The organism is Pseudochelatococcus contaminans, from assembly GCF_014195635.1.
GTDB classification, from domain to species: Bacteria; Pseudomonadota; Alphaproteobacteria; order Rhizobiales; family Beijerinckiaceae; genus Pseudochelatococcus; species Pseudochelatococcus contaminans.
Map to the genome: position 1 here is coordinate 1 of NZ_JACICC010000017.1, position 21567 is coordinate 21567.

General features: G+C 60.3%; 18 protein-coding genes. 12 read left to right on the forward strand and 6 right to left on the reverse strand.

Annotated features, from left to right (window positions below; translation table 11 throughout):
* The first annotated feature begins 45 nt into the window (after window positions 1–45).
* The 5 genes from FHS81_RS17015 to FHS81_RS17035 all read left to right on the forward strand — a co-directional run bounded on the left by FHS81_RS17015 (window position 46) and on the right by FHS81_RS17035 (window position 5819).
* Window positions 46–339, forward strand: coding sequence for a DUF1611 domain-containing protein (locus FHS81_RS17015; RefSeq protein WP_246375083.1), 294 nt, complete (start codon window positions 46–48; stop codon window positions 337–339).
* Window positions 336–1334 carry an N-acetyl-D-Glu racemase DgcA gene (gene dgcA, locus FHS81_RS17020; protein ID WP_183754754.1) on the forward strand — a complete coding sequence of 333 codons (999 nt, stop codon included), beginning with the start codon at window positions 336–338 and terminating at the stop codon, window positions 1332–1334. Before FHS81_RS17015 ends, dgcA begins: the two co-directional genes overlap by 4 nt.
* Before the next feature lie 3 nt (window positions 1335–1337).
* On the forward strand, window positions 1338–2192 hold the full coding sequence (locus FHS81_RS17025; RefSeq protein WP_183754756.1) for a D-amino-acid transaminase: 855 nt from the start codon (window positions 1338–1340) through the stop codon (window positions 2190–2192).
* Window positions 2193–2587: 395 nt separating this feature from the next.
* A complete protein-coding gene (locus tag FHS81_RS19220) occupies window positions 2588–4003 on the forward strand; it encodes a family 2B encapsulin nanocompartment shell protein (RefSeq protein ID WP_183754758.1) in 1416 nt (471 codons plus the stop codon).
* Window positions 3987–5819, forward strand: a complete 1833-nt coding sequence (locus FHS81_RS17035; protein WP_183754760.1) for a SufS family cysteine desulfurase — start codon at window positions 3987–3989, stop codon at window positions 5817–5819. Before FHS81_RS19220 ends, FHS81_RS17035 begins: the two co-directional genes overlap by 17 nt.
* A 150-nt stretch (window positions 5820–5969) precedes the next feature.
* Here FHS81_RS17035 and FHS81_RS17040 read toward each other — a convergent pair whose 3' ends face one another.
* Window positions 5970–6410, reverse strand: coding sequence for a hypothetical protein (locus FHS81_RS17040; RefSeq protein WP_183754762.1), 441 nt, complete (start codon window positions 6408–6410; stop codon window positions 5970–5972).
* Between the two features lie 200 nt (window positions 6411–6610).
* On the opposite strand from FHS81_RS17040, the gene FHS81_RS17045 reads away from it, so the two are divergent.
* The 4 genes from FHS81_RS17045 to FHS81_RS17060 all read left to right on the forward strand — a co-directional run bounded on the left by FHS81_RS17045 (window position 6611) and on the right by FHS81_RS17060 (window position 10489).
* On the forward strand, window positions 6611–8002 hold the full coding sequence (locus FHS81_RS17045; RefSeq protein WP_183754764.1) for an MmgE/PrpD family protein: 1392 nt from the start codon (window positions 6611–6613) through the stop codon (window positions 8000–8002).
* A gap of 48 nt (window positions 8003–8050) precedes the next feature.
* The gene (locus FHS81_RS17050) at window positions 8051–8908 is read left to right on the forward strand and encodes a phosphosulfolactate synthase (protein WP_183754766.1); all 858 of its coding nucleotides are present in this window, start codon (window positions 8051–8053) and stop codon (window positions 8906–8908) included.
* A gap of 84 nt (window positions 8909–8992) precedes the next feature.
* Complete coding sequence (locus FHS81_RS19075; protein WP_183754768.1) at window positions 8993–9346, forward strand: ATP-binding protein; 354 nt, start codon at window positions 8993–8995, stop codon at window positions 9344–9346.
* 519 nt (window positions 9347–9865) lie between these two features.
* Window positions 9866–10489, forward strand: a complete 624-nt coding sequence (locus FHS81_RS17060) for a TetR/AcrR family transcriptional regulator (RefSeq protein WP_183754770.1) — start codon at window positions 9866–9868, stop codon at window positions 10487–10489.
* Window positions 10490–10541: 52 nt separating this feature from the next.
* Here the strand turns inward: FHS81_RS17060 and FHS81_RS17065 are convergent, their stop codons facing one another.
* The 4 genes from FHS81_RS17065 to FHS81_RS17080 all read right to left on the reverse strand — a co-directional run bounded on the left by FHS81_RS17065 (window position 10542) and on the right by FHS81_RS17080 (window position 15565).
* Complete coding sequence (locus FHS81_RS17065) at window positions 10542–10877, reverse strand: addiction module antidote protein (protein ID WP_183754772.1); 336 nt, start codon at window positions 10875–10877, stop codon at window positions 10542–10544.
* A gap of 132 nt (window positions 10878–11009) precedes the next feature.
* Window positions 11010–13370, reverse strand: coding sequence for a FepA family TonB-dependent siderophore receptor (locus FHS81_RS17070; RefSeq protein ID WP_183754774.1), 2361 nt, complete (start codon window positions 13368–13370; stop codon window positions 11010–11012).
* 197 nt (window positions 13371–13567) lie between these two features.
* Entirely contained in the window at window positions 13568–14065 is a 498-nt protein-coding gene (locus FHS81_RS17075; protein WP_183754776.1) for a DsbA family oxidoreductase, read from the reverse strand.
* 99 nt (window positions 14066–14164) lie between these two features.
* The gene (locus FHS81_RS17080; RefSeq protein ID WP_183754777.1) at window positions 14165–15565 is read right to left on the reverse strand and encodes an aminotransferase-like domain-containing protein; all 1401 of its coding nucleotides are present in this window, start codon (window positions 15563–15565) and stop codon (window positions 14165–14167) included.
* A 128-nt stretch (window positions 15566–15693) separates the two neighbouring features.
* Here FHS81_RS17080 and gabT point away from each other — a divergent pair, with 128 nt between their 5' ends.
* From gabT to FHS81_RS17095, 3 genes are all read left to right on the forward strand, one after another.
* Window positions 15694–16974 (forward strand): 4-aminobutyrate--2-oxoglutarate transaminase, encoded by a 1281-nt coding sequence (gene gabT, locus FHS81_RS17085; protein ID WP_183754779.1) that lies wholly within the window; start codon window positions 15694–15696, stop codon window positions 16972–16974.
* A gap of 112 nt (window positions 16975–17086) precedes the next feature.
* Complete coding sequence (locus tag FHS81_RS17090) at window positions 17087–18514, forward strand: amino acid permease (protein ID WP_183754781.1); 1428 nt, start codon at window positions 17087–17089, stop codon at window positions 18512–18514.
* Window positions 18515–18545: 31 nt separating this feature from the next.
* Window positions 18546–19997 carry an NAD-dependent succinate-semialdehyde dehydrogenase gene (locus tag FHS81_RS17095; RefSeq protein WP_183754783.1) on the forward strand — a complete coding sequence of 484 codons (1452 nt, stop codon included), beginning with the start codon at window positions 18546–18548 and terminating at the stop codon, window positions 19995–19997.
* Between the two features lie 190 nt (window positions 19998–20187).
* On the opposite strand, the gene FHS81_RS17100 is transcribed toward FHS81_RS17095, so the two are convergent.
* Complete coding sequence (locus FHS81_RS17100) at window positions 20188–21249, reverse strand: NAD(P)H-dependent flavin oxidoreductase (protein WP_183754785.1); 1062 nt, start codon at window positions 21247–21249, stop codon at window positions 20188–20190.
* Window positions 21250–21567 lie beyond the last annotated feature (318 nt).

Below are 21567 nucleotides of genomic sequence, written 5' to 3' on the forward strand. Positions count from 1 at the left end.
TGCCGATGTCTCTTGACCTCGCGGCCTGACCGGAGCCAACGTTACATGCTCGGAGCGCGCTGCTCGCCAATTTCCACCACATTCGCGACACGACCCATGCGCGGACTGCCCGAATTCTCCCTGCCGGGGCTTGAGGCGCTGCGGGATCTGTCGTTGACACTGGCGAGAATCGTCAATCCGGGCTGCAAGGTCGTGGGCGTATCGCTCAATACGTCGCGCCTCACTGATGATGATGCGCTGGAAATCTGCGCCAGAACCGAGGCCCAGCTTGGCCTGCCGGTCGTCGATCCTTTCCGCCACGGGGCCGACAGGCTGGTGACAGCACTGGACACATTATGACAGAGGTTCTGCTTCACGTTGTCGATGAGCGCTTTCCCATAGCGGGGACGTTCACGATCTCCCGCGGTTCGCGCACGGAAATCCGCGTCGTCACCGTCACCCTGAGCGACGGCGACGCGACCGGGCGCGGCGAATGCGTGCCTTATGCACGCTATGGCGAGACGGTCGAGGGCGTCATCGCGGCCATCGAGGCCGTGCGGCAGGATCTGCGCAACGGTCTCGACCGGCAGGCGCTTCAATCGGCGATGCCAGCGGGGGCGGCACGCAACGCCATCGATTGCGCGTTGTGGGATATCGAGGCGAAGCGGGCCGGCGTGCCCGCCTGGACACTGGCCGGACTGCCCAGGCCGGTGCAGCTTGACACAGCCTATACGCTCTCCATCGCCACGCCGGAGGCGATGCGGAAGGTGGCGGAGAAAAACGATCATCGCCCGCTGCTGAAAATCAAGCTCGGCTCCCCGGACAACGCCGCGCAGGATGTGGCGCGCGTCGAGGCCGTGCGGGCCGGAGCGCCGCACTCCACCCTGATCGTCGACGCGAACGAGGGCTGGACCATTGCGCAGTATCACGAACTTGCGCCGGAGTTCGTCCGCCTCGGCGTGGCGATGGTGGAGCAGCCGCTACCCGCCAAAGACGACGATGCGCTGCGCGGCATCGCGCGGCTGCTGCCTGTCTGCGCGGATGAAAGCTGCCACGACCGCAGCTCCCTTGCGCATCTGGCGGGTAAGTACGACGCCGTCAATATCAAGCTGGACAAGACCGGCGGCCTGACGGAAGCCCTGCAACTGCGGCAGGACGCGGAGAGAGCCGGTTTCGATATCATGGTCGGGTGCATGCTCGGCACCTCACTGGCAATGGCACCCGCCTTTCTGGTGGCGCAGAACGCCCGATACGTCGACCTCGACGGGCCGCTGCTGCTGGCCCGGGATCGCGAAACGCCGATCCATTACGAAGGCTCCCTCATGGAGCCGCCACCTGCATCGCTTTGGGGATGAACCATGCGCACAGTTTACGTCAACGGAAGCTACCTGCCGGAAACGGAGGCACACGTCTCCATCTTCGATCGCGGATTTCTGTTCGCGGACGGCGTTTATGAAGTGACGCTGGTCCTCGGCGGCAAGCTGGTGGACTTCGCCGCACACCTGCACCGTCTCCACCGCTCGCTCAACGAACTTCGCATAGCCCCGCCGGTATCCGACGATGATCTGCTCGACATCCATCGCGCGCTGATCCGGCAAAACCAGATCGACGAGGGCCTCATCTATCTTCAGGTCACGCGCGGCGCGGCGGATCGCGATTTTCTGTTTCCCGATGCGGCGACACCCCGCACCCTCGTTCTGTTCACACAGAAGAAGGCCATCCTGAACAACCCTGTCGCGGAGCGCGGCCAGCGCGTCATCACCATCGAGGATCTGCGCTGGCGGCGCTGCGACATCAAGACCGTGCAACTGCTCTATCCCTCTCTGGCCAAGATGGAGGCGAAATCGCGCGGCGCCGACGATGCCTGGCTGGTCAGGGACGGTTTCGTGACGGAAGGCACCTCCAACAACGCCTACATCGTGACCCGCAACGGCACAATCGTCACCCGTGACCTGTCCACCGACATCCTCCACGGCGTCACGCGCCATTCCGTGCTGCAATGCGCCCACGATCTGCAACTCAAGGTCGAGGAACGACCCTTTGCCGTGGGGGAAATCGGCGAAGCGGCGGAGGCCTTCACCACCTCATCGTCTGGGCTGGTCAATCCTGTGGTGGAGATCGACGGGGCGACAATCGGAGACGGCAACCCCGGCCCGATCGCCAAACGCCTGCGGCATATCTACATCCAGCGCAGCCGCGATACCGCGATATAGAGCGGTTTGCACCCGGGCCGGCCAGATATCCGGTCCGGCCCCTGCCCCGCCCCTGCACCGCCCTTTGCCCCTGCCCACCCGGCGACCGGCACAGGCGGTGATTGACGCACGATCTTCACACGCAATGGAATGCTCAATCGGGTTGGCCGCCGATGGCAACAGCCGGGCTAATAGTTTATAATATCTATTGACATTGTATGATATAAGCGGAAACTGAGCCTTGTTAGAAGGTTGTTTGGCGGGCAGATCGCGCGGTGATGCGTCCGGCAAATATCCTTGATCCGGAGAGACCGCCGCGGCTGCTTCACCGACGGCCAGACGGTCGATCCGGAGTTGAAAACCTGAAATTCGCGGACCCCCGGCTCAACATTTTCCCGGATACAATGAGGTAGATCATGACGGCTTCTTCCCTCGGTCAAGGCGGGCAGCGCAGTGTGAGCGCTCCTGCGGCGCGCAATCTTGCGACTGCGACGGTAACCGTTGTCCAGAATACGGAACGCACGCCCCGGTGGCTGCATCGGCTGCTTCCATGGGTCGACGTTGCCGGCGGCGTCTACCGCGTCAACCGCCGCAAGGTGCTGAGCGCCCGCGAGGGAGCAATTGTCGTTGTCGGGGAAGGCGACAAGCTGACCGTCACGCCCGAATCGCTGACGGCAATTCCGGCCTTCACCGGCATTTCTCCGGATGAGCTGAAGAAGGTCTCCGGCCTCTTTACCGTCAACCATTTCGACGCCGGCAAGAAGCTGGCGGAGGCGGGCAGCGGATCGCGCAAACTGTTCATCGTCGCCGAAGGCACGGTGGAGCAGACAGGCCCCAACCCGTTCGGCGGCAAGCTGCGCCAGCGGCTGATTGGCGCAGGCGGCTATTTCGGCCACCGCACGCTGCTGGAAGACAGCCCCAATGCCACTACGGCGATCGCGCTGACGCCGACGACGGTTCTCACGCTCGATATCGCCAAGATCGACGAGCAGCCTGAACTGCGCCAGGCGATTGCCCGCTCCAACGACGAGCAGCACGCGCTCGCAGCCCACACCAACGAGTGGGGTGAGGCGATCATCGATGTGCTGTCCGGGCACAGCGGCGAGCCGGCTTTGCCGACAACTTTCGTGGACTATGCCGAGCATCCGCGCGAATATCATCTGAGCACCATCCAGACCGTGCTCCAGACGCACACCCGCGTCACCGATCTCTACAGCAACGAAATCGACCAGCTTCGCGAACAGGTGCGTCTCACCGTCGACGCCATCAAGGAACGCGAAGAATGGGAACTCATCAACAATCCCGAGTTCGGCCTGCTGCGCGAAGTCGCGCCCGTCAATCGCGTCCCGACGCGTTCCGGCGCCCCCACCCCGGATGACCTTGACGAGCTGCTGGCGCGCGTATGGAAAAAGCCCGGCTTCTTCCTGGCGCACCCGCGTGCCATCGCCGCTTTCGGCCGTGAAGCGACCCGCCGCGGCGTTCCGCCCGTCATCGTTCACCTTTTCGGTGCGCCCTTCCTGACATGGCGCGGGGTGCCGCTGGTTCCCTCCAACAAACTGCCGGTGAGCGGCGGCTACAATGGCGAGCCGGAAACCACGACCATCCTGCTGCTGCGCGTCGGCGAAGCGGATCAGGGCGTTGTCGGGCTGCAGAAAGCCGGCGTCACCGGCGAAGTCGAGCCCGGCCTGTCGGTGCGCTATGCCGGCACGGATGATCACTCCATCGCGTCGCACATCATCACCCGCTACTTCTCCGCGGCCGTGCTGGTGGAAGACGCCATTGCCCGTCTCGATAACGTTCTGATCGGCCGTTACCATGACTACCCGGCATGACCCCACCCCGGAGCTGCCGGCCAATCCCGGCGAGTGGCAGGGCAGCTCCCTGATTTCGCAACTGGTGCGTGAGGCCTTTTCGGGTTTCTCCAGTGCTCCTTCCGCGACCGGGGTCACCGACTCTGTGCCGCGGAAGGTGCCGAGCGCGCCCATTCCGCCGCTTCCGCGCGTGGACGCCATTCCGGCGTCCTCCAGCGTGCTGCCGCCGCTCTGGGATCCGGTTTCTCCCTATGCGGTTTCGCATACCGATCCGGTGACGCAGGCAGACCCGGTGGCCTACGTGCCGGAATCGAAGTTCGCTCCGGCATACGTGCCGGATCGCGCCAGCTATCCGTTGCCCTCGGTCGATACGTTTCCCTTCGGTGAGCCACGCTTTACCGAAGGGTATGAGGACAGGCAGAACGGCGACTCAGCCATTGCGGAACATCACACCCGCCTTGACTCGGCGTCGAACTACTATTTCCTCCAGCAGCCGGAAGCTCGGCAGAGCGATGCCGTGCCACCGAGCGTCGGCCCGGGCGCTTCCGGCAAGAAGGCCCCCGCCAGCGCGCGGGTGCCGGCTGTCGAAACCGCGGACAACGCCCCGCGCGACAGCGTGCTCACCGCTTTCGAGTCGCGCGGCGTGCGCCGGGATTTCCCGGCCCTGCACCAGACGGTCAACGGCAAACCGCTGATCTGGCTGGATAACGCGGCGACGACGCAGAAGCCGCAGAGCGTGATCGACATCACCTCGTCGTTCTACTCTCGCGATAACTCCAACATCCACCGTGCCGCTCATACACTTGCCGCCCGTGCGACCGACCTGTTCGAAGGTGCGCGCGACAAGCTGCGCGATTTCATCGGGGCGGCGCATTCGCGCGAAATCGTGTTCCTGCGCGGCACGACGGAGGCCATCAATCTCGTCGCCAACAGCTTCGGGCAGAAGTTCATCAGCTCTGGCGACGAAATCCTCATCACCGAAATAGAGCATCACGCCAACATCGTGCCCTGGCAGCTTCTGGCCAAGCGCACGGGTGCGGTGCTCAAGGTGGCGCCCGTCGACGGCAATGGCACGTTGCTGCTCGACAGGTTCGCGGCTCTGCTGGGGCCGCGCACGAAGCTCGTGTCCGTGACCCAGGTCGCGAACGCGCTCGGCACCATCAACCCCATCGCCGAGATCATCGCGCTGTCGCACGCGCGGGGTGTGCCGGTGCTGGTCGATGCAGCGCAGTCCGCGCCGCATCTGCCGATCGATGTCCGTGCTCTCGATGCCGATTTCCTCGTTCTGTCCGGCCACAAGATTTTCGGCCCGACCGGCATTGGCATTCTCTATGCCAAGGAACAATGGCTTGAGGCATTGCCGCCGTGGCAAGGCGGCGGCCATATGATCAAGGACGTCACGTTCGAGCATACGGTGTTTCAGGGGCCGCCCGAAAAGTTCGAGGCGGGCACTCCGGATATCGCCGGCGCAATCGGGCTGGGCGCGGCTGTGGACTACATCAATGGGGTTGGCATCGCCGAGATTGCGGCATTCGAGCATGCGCTGCTTGAATACGCCAACGAGGGTCTGGCCACCGTACCGGGCCTGCGGATCATCGGCACGTCACCGCTGAAAGCTTCCGTGCTGTCGTTTGTGATCAACGGTTTCGAGCCGGATCAGGTCTCGCGCCACCTCGACAAGCATGGCATCGCCACCCGCTCCGGCCATCATTGCGCCCAGCCGGCGCTGCGCCACTTCGGACTTGAGACCACAGTGCGCGCCTCGCTGGCATTCTATAATACGCGTGAGGATGTCGATACTTTCATCAACGCTCTGCACCTGCTGCCGAAGCGCTGATCGGCTATCCATCACGCGTCAACAAACGGCCTCCCGCCCGATTTCATCATCCGGCGGGAGGCTTTTGTTTTTGCATGAGGCCGTTTGCTACGCTGATCCGTGCGGCGATGCTCATTTGCCGTGCGTTCAAGGCAATGCGGACGAAAACAATTACCGAAGCTGGCCGTAAACGGCGCGATAGCTGCGGGCAATGGCCATTTCCAGCCGATCGCGGCCAGAGCGGGTAATTGCCTCCGGCGGCCGGATACTCAGCGGAACCGACTCACCAACCGATCCGGCTGCCGAGGCGATGAGGGTTTCCTCTTCCGGCGCAAGAAGCGGATAGACGATCCAGTCCGGATGACTGCTCAGATAGCAATCAATACTTTTGAATAAATTCAAGAATATTTCTGTATAGTGGTGATAATTCATACTCGTCAGGCTGATAGCCAGCATATGCGTTGCTATGGCATCGGTTGGCGCGCCATGACGCCAGTTCCGGAACAGTGAAATCAGCCGCGACTCATCCGGTTCCAGATCCGAGAAGCCGATAGGCTCCCAACCGGGCGGATAATCCATTTCACTTACGTCTATAGCTCCGGAACGGTTCATTATTTTCCTCTTCCATTGATTTATAGAAAGTCAAATGTTTAATCTCACAGTTGACTCCAAATACATAAGCAAATAACGATGTGACTCGCAAATAAAATTGAGCGGCGGACTCAAATCATTATAAATAATAATTCCAGAATTACATAATTCTGGAGCAAATACATTATGTTGACTTTCCGCCCGAAGTGTCAGGAGAGAACATGACAACCCCTCATTCAGAGTTCAAGGACACCGAGGTTCGCCGCCTCGGCCGTTTTGTCGCGTCTGCTGACGCCGCCACGCTGTCCACGGAGGCGCGTGACGAGCTTAAAAAGCGTATTCTGGACAGCATCGGCGTCGCAATCGGCGCGCTTGATGGGGAACCGATCAAGTATATCCGCACCCAGATCGAAGATTTCGGCGGAAATCCGCTGGCAACATTGATTGGCGGCGGCAAAACAGCGCCGGACCGGGCGGCTTTCTACAACGGCGCACTGGTCCGCTATCTCGATTTCATGGACAGCTATCTCGCCAAGGGCGAGACCTGCCATCAGAGCGATAACCTCGGCGCGGTCCTCGCCGCTTCTGAATATGCCGATCAGGATGGCGAGGGCTTCCTGTCCGCGCTTGCGGTGGCCTATCAGGTGCAGGGCCGGCTGTGCGATGTCGCGCCCGTGCGGGCCAAGGGTTTCGACCACACCGTGCAGGGCGCGTATGCGGTCGCGGCCGGTGTCGCGCGGGCGTTGCGGCTCGACGCCGAAAAAACCGCGAACGCCATTGCCATCAGCGGCACCTGCAACAACGCCCTGCGGGTGACGCGCACCGGCGCGCTTTCGCACTGGAAGGGCCTTGCCTATCCCAACACCGCTTTCGTGGGCACGCATTCGGCCTTCCTGGCCTATCGCGGCATCACCGGACCGGAAGAAGTGTTCGAGGGCAACAAGGGCTTCAAGGAAGCCATTGCCGGACCGTTCGAAATCGACTGGTCGAAGGAAGATCTGGAAAACGTCAAGCAGTCGATCATCAAGAAGTACAACGCCGAAATCCACTCTCAGTCTTCCATCGAGGGGGCGCTGGAGCTTCAGGCGCAGAACGGTTTCCGGGCCGACGAAATCGAAGCGATCGAGATCGATATCTTCGATGTCGCCTATCACATCATCGGCGGCGGCGAGGAAGGCGACAAGACCATCATCCGCACCAAGGAAGAGGCCGATCACTCGCTGCAATACATGGTCGGCGTGGCGCTCATCGACGGCAACGTTTTGCCGGCGCAGTACGATCCCGAACGCATCCTGCGCGATGACATTCAGGGGCTGCTGAAGCGCTTCACCGTGCGGCCGAGCAAAGAATACACCGACCGCTTCCCCGCCGAAGTCGCCACCACCATTACGGTGACGTTGAAGGACGGCCGCAAGCTGTCCATCGACAAGACGGATTACGAAGGTTTCCGCACCCGGCCGATGAGCTGGGAGACGGTTATCGCCAAGTTCAACGGCCTTGCCAAGCCGTTTGCGTCCGAACGCGCCCGCGCGTCGATCATCGACGCGGTGCAGCACATCGAAAAGCTGCGCATCCGCGACTTCGCGACGATCCTCGGCAATCTGAAGGTCTGATTTTCACCCCGAAGAACTTTTCACCCCGAAGAACAAGGAGAAAGCACCATGAGTGATGGAGAAATCGCCCGCGAGCAGTCAGAGGTCTGGAAGAACCGGCTGTTCCCCTTCGTGCCGATGAACGACCGTCAGCCGAAGCCGCGCACGAGGTCGATCACCGAAATCCGCGGGCCATACTACGCCTCGGTCACGCCGACCTACCTCAAGGAGTTGTTCGAGGTGTTCGGCGAGCATATCGACGGCCTCAAGTTCTCCGGCGGCTCCTTCTCGCTGCTGCCCGAGGAAGCGGTGAAGAAATACCTCGCCATTGCGCACGATGCCGGCATCTACGTCTCCACCGGCGGCTGGATCGAGAATGTCATCGTGCGCGCCGCCCATCACGTCGACGACTACATCGCCGAAGTGAAGCGGCTGGGTTTTGACTACATCGAGCTGTCGACGGGCTTCATCCAGTTGCCCATTCCGGATTTGCTGCGCCTCGTCGAGAAGGTGAAGAAGGCCGGCCTCAAGGCAAAGCCGGAAATCGGCATCCAGTTCGGCGCCGGTGGCGACACCACGCGCGAGGAACTGGAAGCGGAAGGCACGCGCGATCCGCAGATCCTGATCGACACGGCGCGCGCCGCGCTCGATGCCGGAGCCGACATCATCATGATCGAGTCCGAGGGCATCACTGAAAACGCCGATCCATGGCGCACCGATGTCGCCGCGCGGATCATCAAGGAAGTCGGCCAGGAGAACGTCATGTTCGAGGCCGCCGATCCCAAGGTATTCGAGTGGTATGTGAAGAACTACGGCATCGACATCAACCTGTTCGTCGATCACAGCCAGATCTTCCAGCTCGAATGCCTGCGTCGGGGCGTCTGGGGCACCAAGAGCACCTTCGGCCGCATCACCACCTACCGCTGAACCGCGACGACACGCAGCCGGCGTTTCGGGCCTCGCCCCGGAACGCCGGTTCCATTAACGGGCAAAACGAGGCCGGGATCGGCTGTGCCGGCTTATGTTCCGGCAAGCAGAGACGAAGAGCCATTCGCGCGCAGCCGCCGGCGCATCACCATTCGCATCTCGAAACCGGGGAACAGCGTCGATGTCACCGTGGAGCCTGCGGGCAAAGGCAGCAGTATCGAGGTGATTATCGAGGATCACGGACCCGGCGTGCCAGCCGACATGCTGGAAGCGATGTTCGCCCCCTTCGTCCGCATTGCGGGGAAAGGCTCGCCGGGAACGGGAAGGGGGCTGAGCAGCGGATACGGGCTTGGGCTGGCGATCGCGTGGCGAGCGGTCACGGCAATGCATGGAACGATCTCCGCGCACAACGCCGCTCCGCACGGTCTGGCGGCGTGATCAGCCTGCCGGTCATGGCGATAGGGCAAGAACACGAGTGAGGATTATTCAGGTCGCCGTTTACGGTTTGAAACGGACCGATGGTTTCATTCACTTTTCCGGTTCAGACGTATCTCATGAACGGTTCAGAGTATATGGATTTTGCCAAATAGCCCCCACAACAATAAAATTATTATAGTTATAATAATTTTATTGTTGTGGAGATTTTATCGTTCTTAATTTTGTCGATTTATTGAAGACAGTCGCCGGTCATGATAGGTGATACAAGGAATGGGTTTCGATGATTTGTGTGTCCGTGCATAAGTCAAATCATTAAATATCATCAAAAGGCGGTTTCACGTCATGACTGCTTTTCGATGGAGCGGATTCTGAAACGTTTTCAAACGAAAGTTGCTGCCAGTCTGTGCAAGGAAAGTGCATAAAAGCAAAAATATAAAGCTTTTAAAGGCTATATTATATCACAACCTTGTCCATTTCCATGGACCGTATTGAATACAAGCTGCTCTGACAAGGTGAGAAATGGGACGCAAACGGATTGTCACGCGGGATGCGATTCTGGATGCAGCGGAGGAAGCTATCGGCAACGGTCGCGGTCATCATTTATCGCTTCAGCTCGTTGCAGAAACTGCAAACATCACCAAGGGCTCCATTGCGCATAATTTCAAGACAAAGGATGAATTGATACTGGCTGTGTTCTCGCGTGAAGCGGTTCGGTTCCATCGCGAGGCGGCAATAGCTGCCGAGGCGGAGAATACGGAACCAAAGCAACCAGACAGGAAAATGCCGGAACGCGATGCATTCGGCTACAAAGCGGATAACGACCCTCTTGACCTCGCTCGAGGCTGGATAGCGGCAACACGGCGGGAAAACGGGGCGGCAATCTCGAAAGCCGCAGGTCTGATCATCAACATGATGGAGTCGGAATCGCGGCGTCAAGCGATAGCAGCTTCATATGGGCGTGTGCTGGATGAAATCGATATTGCAACTCCGGATGGCCGCGCTGCCTTCGTTGCCTTCATGGCCGTCGAAGGAATATCCTTGCTGCGTGGCTTCGGTATACTGGAACTGTCGGAGGATCAGTGGAAAAACTGCCTCGATATTATTCGTGAGGAATGCCTGGAAAAAGTCGTTCACGATTCGTAATGAGACGGATTTTGCATATACATAATGCAAGTTAGGCGGCGGTTTCGGGATATTATTTCTCTTGTACCGATATTTTCATGCCGATAGCGTCAATAACACGAATAAATGTACTGAGTTTTGGATCTCCGCCTTCTCGCAGTGCGCGATACAATGTTTCACGCGCCACGCCCGCCTGCCGGGCGACACCGGAAATACCGCGCGCTCGCGCAACGACGCCAAGTGCATTCGCGATCGCGTCGGAATTTGCCGTGTCGAAAGCCTCCGCGATAAGCGACTGTTCTGCTCCGGAATCAAGAAAGAGCGCATATATCTCGATTTCCTGATCTCGCCCCGAACCGGCACTTGTTTCAGAAACGGGCCTCCGGGACGCTGAGATTGATCGGGTCATGGCACCTACTCAGGGCAAGAGTGTCGTTTCCAAGCCATAAGGCGATCGTGGCCTGGATGTGGGTTCAGCCGCTCGAAGATATCGTGCGGCATGGAGGGCCTGCCGGGCCTCCATGCCGCAACTGGTGACGGATCAGAATGAGCCGGTCAGAGAGATGTAATAGGCGCGCCCCGGTTCGTTGAACGTGTTGGCGCCGGCGGCGTTGCCTGTACCCTCACGCTTGACGCTTTTGTCGAACAGGTTGGTGACGCCTGCGAGCAGGCGCAGATTTTCGTTGAATTCGTAGCGCGCACCAACATTGACCAGCGTGTAGGGTGAACGCGAACGGGTGTTTCCGGCCTGCCGCAGCGTGTAGAAATCGACAGTCGGCGCGTCGATCTTGCCATAATGGGTAACGCCGAGGTTGAGTTCGAGCTGTTCCGTGGCTTTCCACAGAACGTTTGAGTTGATGGTGTACTTCGGAACCAGCGACAGCGGCTGACCATCCGTCTTGTTCTTGGATTCGATCATGTATGTGGCGTTGGTGCTCCAGGTCACCTTCTCGTGCACTGGAATGATGAGATTGCCTTCGAGACCCTGGATCACAGCCTTCGGCACGTTCTCCCACTGGTAGACGACCTGATTGTTGAAGCGGCCGACCGGCGTGGTGCCGGATTGGATGTGGTCCTTGAAGTCGTTATGGAAGTAGGTGATGCCCGCGTTCCAGCCGGCCTCGTTGATGTAGCCGATGCCGACTTCCTTGTTGATGCTGGTCTCGGCCTTCAGATTGGGGTTGCCGACGACATAGCACGGACCACCATAGGTATACGGGCAGCCGTTGCCTCGGGAATTGTAGATATAATTCGGGTTGGTCTGGAACAGATTGGGCGCCTTGAACGCGCGCGCGATACCGGCCTTCAGCGTGAGTTCGTCCGTCAGCGCGTAGGATGCGTTGAGGCTGGGGCTCCAGTTGTTGCCCGATTCCGAATGGTGATCGAAGCGCAGGCCCGGCGTGAGGATGAACTTGTCGGTAACGAGGATGTTGTCCTCAAGATAAACTGCGTAAAGCTGCGACTGGCTCTTGGGATTACGCAACTCCGGATTCCCGACGGTATTGACCCCGCCCCCTGCGGTGAATTCCTGACCGCTGGTCATGTTCTCGTCGTCCATCCACTCGCCGCGGAACTCCACGCCGGCGGTGAGGGTCTGCGGCACGACGATGTTCAGCGGGAAGTTCCATTCGCTTTTGGCGGTCACGTTGTCGAGCGTGATGACCTTGCGGTCTTTGGCGTAACGTGAGTCGATGATGCCCTCGCTGCGACCAGCTTCAGCCTCGCCAAGCCGCCTGTTCTTCGCGTTTTCCCACTGGATGAACGTGTTCGATGTGCCGAAATCCCACTTGCCGCGATGGGTGGCGGACAGCGTGGTCCGCGTCACCCGGTTTGTTTCGTGGCCGCCGCGCGCCAGTTCCTGGTTAAGATCGGACACGGACACGTCGCTGAATAGCGTGTCGCCCGCATATATATTGCGCTGCTGGCTCCAGGCGGCCTCGAAATCCAATACATGGCGTTCGTCCAGCTTCCACGAGAGCAGGCCGCGGAAGTCGGTATTGACGACACCCTCGCGGCCGGCGGCAACCTGATCCCGCTGCATCAGGGGCTCCCCGTCCGGTCCAAGCACGGGCGCTCCTGTCCACCAGTCGGTGACTGGAATGAATGGTGTCGCAGACTGGTTTATGTCGATGTTGTCGGCGCCCGTGCGATTGTAGTTGGCCGAGATGCGGTATGAGAAGCGCTCGTCGATCGGGCCGCCCGCTACGATTGTGGAGCGGTAGGTGCGGCCTTCGTCGCTGTTTTCGGGAATATTGGCGAACGTCGTCGCGCTGAAGCTTTGTTTCTCTGGCCGTCTGGTGATGATGTTGACCACACCGCCGGACGCACCGGAACCATAGCGGGCCGCCGCCGGGCCGCGCAGCACTTCGATGCGATCGACCAGCTCGGCCGGCACCCAGTTCGAATCGCCGCGCGTGTCGCGCTCGCCGCCGCGGCGCATGCGCACCGAGTTGCGCGACAGCACCGGCTTGCCGTCGATGAGGATCAGCGTGTTTTCCGGACCCATGCCGCGAATGTCGATCTGGCGGTTGTTGCCGCGCTGGCCACCCGCCGAGTTGCCGGTGAGGTTCACACCCGGCTGGCGGCGGATGACATCCGACAGGTCGTTGACGGGCGGGGCCATTTCAATCTGCTGCCGGCCGATGATCGACACGCCGGGCGCCTGGCTGAGCTGCTCGCGGGCGGACACGACGACAACTTCATCAAGCAGAAGCTCCTCGCCGGTCAGCGGCAACTCTGCATTGGTCTCGGCCCGCTGCGCCCGCGTATCCTGTGCCCAGGCGGAATCGACGAGAGCCATCAGCACCGCAACCATGGCGGTCGCGGTATAAAGACCTGCAATACCGCGACGAGCAACATCGGCTTTAAGAAAACGATATTCAATCGGATATCTTGCTTTCATTTTTTCTTACCTTATACTAATTACAAATTATAGAAAATTCTCATCGATATGTGGAATAAATTAATCTGTTTGGATTAAAAATATTTGTTTATATTTGAATTACTAATTTTTATATCTTTATAATTATTGATTTTATATGAAAAATATTAATTTTATTTATAGTTTTCGTATTTTTGATGTTAATTTATTTATATCTACTAGTAGTATTTTTTAGAATACATTGTGTTGCAATGTTGCACCATTTCGGCGAAATCTGACATGAAGCAAATCGGCCGCCAGATCATCCACGGCAGGTCACGAGACATCGCCGTCAACTCTGTCATCAGGGATCGAATAGCCGGCCATGTCCCGCTGATCGTTTCCGACTCGGTCACGCGTACGGCCCCGGCATATTCGCCGGCTTCGAGCAAGCGGGTAGTATCGGCGCGATCCAGACCCGCCTTTTCCGAGATATCGGCCAGCGCCTCGACGCGCCCGATAGGCATGTCGTCGCTGAAATAGCCCGCAACAGCAACTCCTTCACTTCCTGCTACCGGACGTGCGTCTTCGAGTAATGCAGGAGTTGATGGATCTTGTGTGCTCGCCTTGCGATTGATCGCGAAATTGCAGTTCAGCCCGTATTGCGACCTGAGCGCACGCGTGCTCCGGCCTGCATCCTCCGCCTGTTTGGCGGACCGGGCAAGGCGCGCTGCCATACGGTCAGCATGGATACCGGCGCAGTCCTCCGGCAGGTCCGGGGGAAACTGATGGCTGTGATGCTCGGCCTAGAGAATGGCAGCCATAGAAATCCTTGTTCACCTTGCGATCTGCGCGGCCATGAAATCCCACAGTTTCGGCGACAGGCTATGCGCGACGTTGAAACGGATGCAACCGCCCGTGGTGCCCTGCACGGAAAACAACTGCCCCGGCCCAAGCATGATCCCGCGTGTCAGCGCGGTTTCCACCAGATCAATGCTGTCGGACAGCCGCTCATGCCGTGCCCATATATAGAGGCCGGCGCGCGGCCTGCAGAACACCTCGAAGCCCAACGCATCCAGCCGCGCTTCCACTTCCTGATGCGCATCGTGCAGCCGCTGCTGCAACGCACGCAGATGCTTGCGCCACCGCGCGCCCGTCACAACCGCGTGTACGATCCGCTCCATGACATCCGGGCTCGTCAACCCCGAACGCATCTTCAACTCCACCATGGATTGCAGCACAGAAGTGTTCGCCACCGCGTAACCCGTCCGGACATTCGGCGAAATCGTTTTTGAAAAGCTGCCGACCACAACCACGCGGCGCAACTGGTCCAGCGTGGCGAGGCCCGTATAGGGCTCGGGATCGAGTTCGGCGAAGATATCGTTCTCGATCACCCAGATGCCGTGATCTTCCGCCAGCCGCAGCATCCTGTGCAAAGGCGCGCCAAGGATGCGCGATCCCGTTGGACTGTGCAGACGGGCCTGCGTGAAGAAGGCCACCGGCTTGTGCTGAACGATGGCCGCTTCCATGGCCGCCAGATCATAGTCGCGCGGCAAACGCGGCACGCCGACGGGGCGCGCGCCATAAGCGCGCAACATCTCGAACAGGTTCGGATAGCCGGGATCGTCCACCAGCACGGCATCGCCGGGGTTGACCAGCGTGCGCATCACCAGATCCAGCGCCTGGCTCGAGCCTTGCGTCAGAAGAACCTGCTCCGATGTGGTCCAGACCTGCCGGTCATCCGACATCTGGCGCGCGATATGTTCCCGCAAGCCGGCATACCCTTGAGGGTCGCCATAGCCGCTCATCACAATCTTGTCCGACGCAACATGCCGCATCGCGCGGCGCAGGCCATCCTCGAACAGCCAGTCTCCGGGCAGCCATCCGCAACCGGGTTTCATCTCCAGCGACCGATTTTCAAAGATCCGGCGTATGTACCACTCGGAATCGAACGAATGCCGCCGTGGGGCGAGAACCGGCGCGGGCGCACTCGCGGCCACCTCCTTGCCCCGAATGAAGAAGCCGCGATGAGGCTGGACCATCAGCACGCCATTCGCAACAAGCCGGTCATAGGCTTCGACGACGGTGAACGTGCTGACGCCATGCTTGGCGGCAAAAACCCGAATCGACGGCAGTTTCATGCCGGGGGCCAGCTTTCCTGCGTCGATCAACGCCTGAAGCCCGACCGTAATCTGCCGCACAAGGGGCGTATCGCTCTCCGGGTCCAGTGTCAGCATGCATTCTCCGTGTACTGCATAGTCCCCCTGCACAGTGTCAATGAAATCGCCCGATGTCTGTACATGGATATCACCTTTGTGTCGTCTCTAATACAAGGCATACATGACAAAAGGGGGAGAACCACGTCATGACTACCAATGCCGAGCTGATGCAGCGCCGCCGCGCGGCAGTGTCTAATGGTGTTGCGCAGGGTTTTGAAATCTTCGTCGACAGGGCGGAGAACTCCGAGATCTGGGACACCGAAGGCAAGCGTTACATTGATTTCGCCGGCGGTATCGCCGTTTTGAACACGGGTCACCTGCATCCGCACGTGATCGGCGCCGTCAAGGCCCAGCTCGACCGATACACCCACACGTGCTTCCAGGTGCTGGCGTACGAGCCTTATGTGGAGCTGGCCGAGAAGCTGAATGCGCTCATGCCAGGCCCCGGCCCGAAGAAGACCGTGTTCCTGTCCACCGGCGCCGAAGCGCTGGAAAACGCCGTGAAGATCGCCCGCGCTGCCACCGGCCGCCCCGCGATCATCGCCTTCGCCAGCGGCTATCACGGCCGCACGAACCTCACACTGGCGCTGACGGGCAAGGTCGCCCCCTACAAAGTGGGCTTTGGCCCCTTTGCCGGTGACATCCACCACGCGCTCTTCCCCAACGAACTGCACGGCGTCACCATCGACGATGCCATCGATTCGGTTGAGCTTCTGTTCAAGACCACGGTTGAGCCAAGCCGTGTGGCCGCCATCCTGCTTGAACCGATTCAGGGCGAAGGCGGCTTCGTTCCCGCCCCGGCTGAATTCGTTCGCCGCCTGAAAGAGATCGCGGATCGCCACGGCATCCTGATCATCGCGGATGAAGTGCAGTCCGGCGCAGGCCGTACCGGCACGTGGTACGCGAGCGAGCAGTGGCCGGTTGCTCCGGACATTCTCACCACCGCGAAGTCTCTGGCCGGCGGTTTCCCGCTCTCTGCCGTCACCGGCCGGGCGGAATTGCTGGACGCAGCAGTCGTCGGCGGCCTTGGCGGCACCTATGCCGGCAGCCCCATCGCCTGTGCGGCGGCGCTGGCGGTGCTCGAAGTGTTCGAGAAGGAAAACCTGCTGCAGCGCGCCAAGGACATCGGCGCCCGTCTGACCGAGCGCTTCAAGGGGCTGTCGCAGCAGCACCCGGAGATCGTCGACGTGCGTGGCCCCGGTGCCATGGTCGCGTTCGAGCTGGCGGAAGCGGGCAATCCCGGCGCGCCTGACGCTGCCCTGACCAAGCGCATCGTGTCCGAGGCGCAGTCTCGCGGCCTGATCCTGCTGTCGTGCGGCACCTATGCCAACGTCATCCGCATCCTCGTGCCGCTGACGGCATCGGACGAGTTGATCGAGGAAGGTCTCGACATCATCGCCGACAGCCTCGTGGCGGCCACGGCCTGAATACGCAGCCTCAGCGCTGTTCCCCGGGGGTGGGTCGCCTGCCCCCGGTTATCTGTTGTGAGCCGGCGCCAAGATCGGCCACGATGTCATGTCTCAAGGGGGAAATTTACCCATGTCATCACCCGACATCGCGTCGGAGGCAGGTCAAGAGACCGGCCTGAAAACGACTCTTCAAGCCCGCCACCTTACCATGATCTCTATCGCCGGCGCGATCGGCGGTGCATTGTTCGTCGGTTCGGGGAGTGTGATCCACAGCGCAGGCCCGGCGGCCATCCTCGCATATCTGGCCGGAGGCATTCTGGTCGTTCTGATCATGCGCATGCTGGGTGAAATGGCGACATCCTCGCCCGATACCGGCTCCTTTTCCACCTATGCCGATAAGTCTATCGGGCGCTGGGCGGGCTTTACCATCGGCTGGCTCTACTGGTGGTTCTGGGTCATCCTCATGGCGTGGGAGGCGTTCGTCGCGGGCAACATCCTGAGCTACTGGATGCCCCTCATCCCCGCCGAAATCTTCACGCTCGCGGTTACGCTCGCGCTTGTCATCATCAATTTCATCAACGTGCGCAGCTACGGCGAGTTCGAATTCTGGTTCGCGCTCATCAAGGTGGTGGCAATCGTCATCTTCATTTTCATCGGCACATTGGCCCTCTTCAGCCTGTGGCCTATGGGTGAGGTGTCGGGCGCATCCAACCTGACCGGAAACGGCGGCTTCATGCCGAACGGCTTCGAAAACGTGCTGGTGGCGATGCTCGGCGTGATGTTCGCGTTCATGGGCACCGAAATCGTGACCATCGCGGCCTCGGAATCCGAGAACCCTGCCGGCCAGATCGTGAAGGCCACGAATTCGGTCGTCTGGCGTATCTGCCTGTTCTACATCGGCTCCATTTTCCTCATCGTCTGCCTCGTGCCGTGGAACGATCCCTTCATCGGCCAGTCCGGTTACGGCTCGTATCGCAGGACGCTGGAATTGCTGGGCGTGCCTTATGCCGAGCATCTGATGAACTTCGTCGTCCTCACCTCGGTCAGCAGTTGCTTCATCTCGGCTCATTACACGTCGTCGCGCATGCTGTTCTCGCTGGCCCGCCGGGGCGACGCCCTGCCCTTCATCGGCTATGTCCATAAGAAGAGCGGCGTGCCGGTGGCAGCCATCGCGGCATCGTGCTCCATCGCCGTTGCGCTGGCGATCTTCAACTTCTTCGAGGCGCTGCGCCCCCGCGATATGCTCGATATTCTGATGAACACAACGGGCGTTATTGCGTTGTTGGTGTATCTGGTCATCTGCTTCTCGCAATTGCGGATGCGCCGGCAGATCGAGGCTTCCGGCAAGCCGATGCCGCTGCGGATGTGGTTCTTTCCGTGGTTGACGTGGCTGGCTATCATCTTCATCGTCGGCGCGCTGATCGGCATGTTGTTTGTGCCCGGCTATCGCGTCCTGGTATCGTCCACGGCGATTGCCGCCATCGTTCTGGTTATGATGGGTGTTGGATCGCAATTCCTCGCCAAGCGGCGCGAGCGTCTGGCCACCCAGACCCAATAAACGATAACGTTCTAACCGAAGGTTTTTTGCCATGAGTATCGATCTGACCGATCCCACCTTGCTCAAGACCGCCTGCCTGATCGACGGTTCGTGGGTGAATGCCCCTTCCGGCGCGGTGATTGACGTGACGAACCCGGCTGACGGCTCCGTCGTGGCCACGGTGCCGGCCCTTCCGGCTGATGAGATTCCTGCGGTCATCGAAGCTTCCGCGCGCGCCCAGCGTGCATGGGCGACCCGCCCGGCCAAGGAGCGCTCTGCCATCCTGCGCCGCTGGTTCGATCTCATCGTCGCCAACACCGACGATCTGGCGCGCATCATGACCACGGAACAGGGCAAGCCGCTGGCCGAGGCCAAAGGCGAAATTGGCTATGCCGCGTCCTTCATCGAGTGGTTTGCCGAAGAGGCCAAGCGTCTTTACGGCGAAACGATCCCCGCGCCCCGCGCCGACCAGCGCCTGACCGTGATACGCCAGCCGGTGGGCGTCACCGCCGCTATCACGCCGTGGAACTTCCCGGCTGCGATGATCACGCGCAAGGCCGCGCCTGCCCTCGCCGCAGGTTGTTCGATGATCGTCCGCCCCGCGGACCTGACGCCCCTCACCGCGCTGGCGCTGGGTGAACTGGCTGTGCGCGCCGGCATCCCTGCTGGTGTTCTGCAGATCGTCACCGGCCCCGCACGCGAGATCGGAAAGGCGCTGACCGATAGCGAGGTGGTGCGCAAGCTGTCGTTTACCGGCTCCACGGAAGTAGGTCGCCAGTTGATGGCCCAGTGCGCTCCCACCATCAAGAAGGTCAGCCTGGAGCTGGGCGGCAACGCGCCGTTCATCGTGTTCGACGACGCCGATCTCGACGCAGCGGTGGATGGGGCCATGGCCTCCAAATACCGCAACGCCGGGCAGACCTGCGTTTGCGCCAACCGCATCTACGTCCAGCGCGGCATCCATGACGCCTTCGTGGAACGCCTGACGGCCAAGGTCCGCGCGCTCAAGGTCGGTAACGGACTTGAAGCGGGCACCGACATCGGCCCGATGATCGAGCCTAAGGCGCTCGACAAGATCGAGAGCCACATCAAGGACGCCGTATCCAAGGGTGCGACGCTTGTCGAAGGTGGCGACCGTCTGGGCGGCCTTTTCTTCCGCCCCGCCATCGTTACCGGCGTCACCGCCGAGATGGTCGTGGCGCGCGATGAAACCTTCGGGCCGCTTGCTCCGATCTTCGCATTCGACACCGAGGAAGAAGTCGTCGCACAGGCCAACGATACCATCTTCGGGCTGGCGGCGTATTTCTTCACGCGCGACTACGGCCGCGCCATCCGTGTCGGCGAGGCGCTGGAATACGGCATGGTCGGCCACAACACCGGCCTTATCTCGAACGAAGTCGCCCCCTTCGGCGGCGTCAAGCAGTCCGGCCTTGGCCGCGAAGGATCGCGCCACGGCATCGACGAATACACCGAGCTGAAGTATATCTGCTCAATGGTGGGTTGATTACAACTTGCGTTCAATTGACCAAATAAAATTGGACGCAAGTCATCACACTCATGAACTTCAAAACGCCTGCCGATCAGATGAAACCATCCGGCCCGCAGGCGTTTTGCGCATTAAAGCGTTTTCAAGCAAAGTGGATACCGCTTTGTGTGAAGAAAACGCGTCAAACCAAAAAGATAGAGCCTTTCCGCTATTGTTTTGAGTGGCCAGCGGCCTCCAACTCTCGGACAAGCGTCTCGACGAGTTGCGCTGCGGGAAGCTCCCGCGCCAACGGCGCGCCCTGACCGGCCCAGTGCGCGGCAAACTCATGATTGCCGGACTTCTCGGCCGCCGCGTTGAGCTGCTTGGTGATGTCGTAAGCAACGGGATAGGCAGCAATCGGCGGGCTGTCTGGCTCCTCGCAATAGGCGATGAAACGGTTGACAATCCCCCGCGCGGGACGCCCCGACAAAACCGGCGTCAGCCGTGTCACACTGGCCCGCTCGCTCTTCAGCTTCTCCCGATAAGCCGCATTCGCCGCCGATTCCGGACACAGCACGAAAGCCGTGCCAAGCTGTGCGGCCACGGCTCCAAGATCCAGCGCCGCACGGATACCAGCGCCATCCATGATTCCGCCAGCCGCAATCACAGGCAGGTTGATCCTGGTCGCCAGAAGACGCACCAGCACGGATGTACTGAGCCGCTCATCCACCGCTTCGGGATCGAACATGCCACGATGCCCGCCAGCTTCAATGCCCTGCGCAACGATCCCGTCAATCCCTGCAACTTCGATGGCTCGCGCCTCAGCCAGATTGGTCGCGGTGGCCAGCATTTTGATACCGGCCTCACGCAAAGCAGCAATTTTTCCCGGCGCGGGAAGACCGAAGTGGAAGCTGACAATCGCGGGCCGCTCATCGAGCAGCAGGCGGAACGCCTCCTCATCGGTGAGAAACGTCTTGTAGATTTCATCAAGCGCCGCCGGCGCATCCACGCCAAACTCGGCGAAAAGCGGGGCAAGATGCTTCGTCCACGCGGCTTCGCGTTCCACGTCGCGCCGCGCCGCTTCGTGGCAGAAGACATTGACGTTGAACGGCAGATCAGTCAGCGCCCGCGTCTCCCGGATCGCCTGCCGCGCCTGCGCAACCGTGCTGGCGCCGATCCCGAGCGAGCCCAGTCCCCCGGCGTTCGATACAGCAGCAGCCAGAGCCGGGGTAGACACACCCGCCATCGGCGCCTGAATGATGGGAAGCCTCGTTCCCGGAAAATCTGTCATGTCTCAATGCCTCGGTTGTATTGTCGCCTCGGTTGTATTGTCAGTGTAATCGTAGAAAGCCGCCACCGCCATCGCGTCATACCTTGCCGAAAGAAACGGCAATATGGGTGATGACAGCTCATATGCGCCCGCTGGCCCGCAAGCTCGCAGCCCGCATCTCGCAGCCCGCATCTTGCAGCCCGCATCTTGAAAGTATATTTCAGGCACATTTTTCGCTTATTTGACATTTTTGTCGCACGGCCGTCAAAAGAAGTTTTTAGCCTCCATAGCAGAGCTACTAATAGTGTGTCCGACTATTTTATCCATTGCTATTTTCCA

Excerpts from the sequence above, each read along its gene's own strand:
- FHS81_RS17035 (WP_183754760.1), top strand. The coding sequence starts at position 3,987 with ATGACTACCCGGCATGACCCCACCCCGGAGCTGCCGGCCAATCCCGGC.
- FHS81_RS17090 (WP_183754781.1), top strand. The coding sequence starts at position 17,087 with ATGTCATCACCCGACATCGCGTCGGAGGCAGGTCAAGAGACCGGCCTG.
- FHS81_RS17075 (WP_183754776.1), bottom strand. The coding sequence starts at position 14,065 with ATGGCAGCGCGCCTTGCCCGGTCCGCCAAACAGGCGGAGGATGCAGGC.
- dgcA (WP_183754754.1), top strand. The coding sequence starts at position 336 with ATGACAGAGGTTCTGCTTCACGTTGTCGATGAGCGCTTTCCCATAGCG.
- FHS81_RS17100 (WP_183754785.1), bottom strand. The coding sequence starts at position 21,249 with ATGACAGATTTTCCGGGAACGAGGCTTCCCATCATTCAGGCGCCGATG.
- FHS81_RS17060 (WP_183754770.1), top strand. The coding sequence starts at position 9,866 with ATGGGACGCAAACGGATTGTCACGCGGGATGCGATTCTGGATGCAGCG.
- FHS81_RS17050 (WP_183754766.1), top strand. The coding sequence starts at position 8,051 with ATGAGTGATGGAGAAATCGCCCGCGAGCAGTCAGAGGTCTGGAAGAAC.
- gabT (WP_183754779.1), top strand. The coding sequence starts at position 15,694 with ATGACTACCAATGCCGAGCTGATGCAGCGCCGCCGCGCGGCAGTGTCT.
- FHS81_RS17040 (WP_183754762.1), bottom strand. The coding sequence starts at position 6,410 with ATGAACCGTTCCGGAGCTATAGACGTAAGTGAAATGGATTATCCGCCC.
- FHS81_RS17095 (WP_183754783.1), top strand. The coding sequence starts at position 18,546 with ATGAGTATCGATCTGACCGATCCCACCTTGCTCAAGACCGCCTGCCTG.
- FHS81_RS17080 (WP_183754777.1), bottom strand. The coding sequence starts at position 15,565 with ATGCTGACACTGGACCCGGAGAGCGATACGCCCCTTGTGCGGCAGATT.
- FHS81_RS17070 (WP_183754774.1), bottom strand. The coding sequence starts at position 13,370 with ATGAAAGCAAGATATCCGATTGAATATCGTTTTCTTAAAGCCGATGTT.
- FHS81_RS19220 (WP_183754758.1), top strand. The coding sequence starts at position 2,588 with ATGACGGCTTCTTCCCTCGGTCAAGGCGGGCAGCGCAGTGTGAGCGCT.
- FHS81_RS17015 (WP_246375083.1), top strand. The coding sequence starts at position 46 with ATGCTCGGAGCGCGCTGCTCGCCAATTTCCACCACATTCGCGACACGA.
- FHS81_RS17025 (WP_183754756.1), top strand. The coding sequence starts at position 1,338 with ATGCGCACAGTTTACGTCAACGGAAGCTACCTGCCGGAAACGGAGGCA.
- FHS81_RS17065 (WP_183754772.1), bottom strand. The coding sequence starts at position 10,877 with ATGACCCGATCAATCTCAGCGTCCCGGAGGCCCGTTTCTGAAACAAGT.
- FHS81_RS17045 (WP_183754764.1), top strand. The coding sequence starts at position 6,611 with ATGACAACCCCTCATTCAGAGTTCAAGGACACCGAGGTTCGCCGCCTC.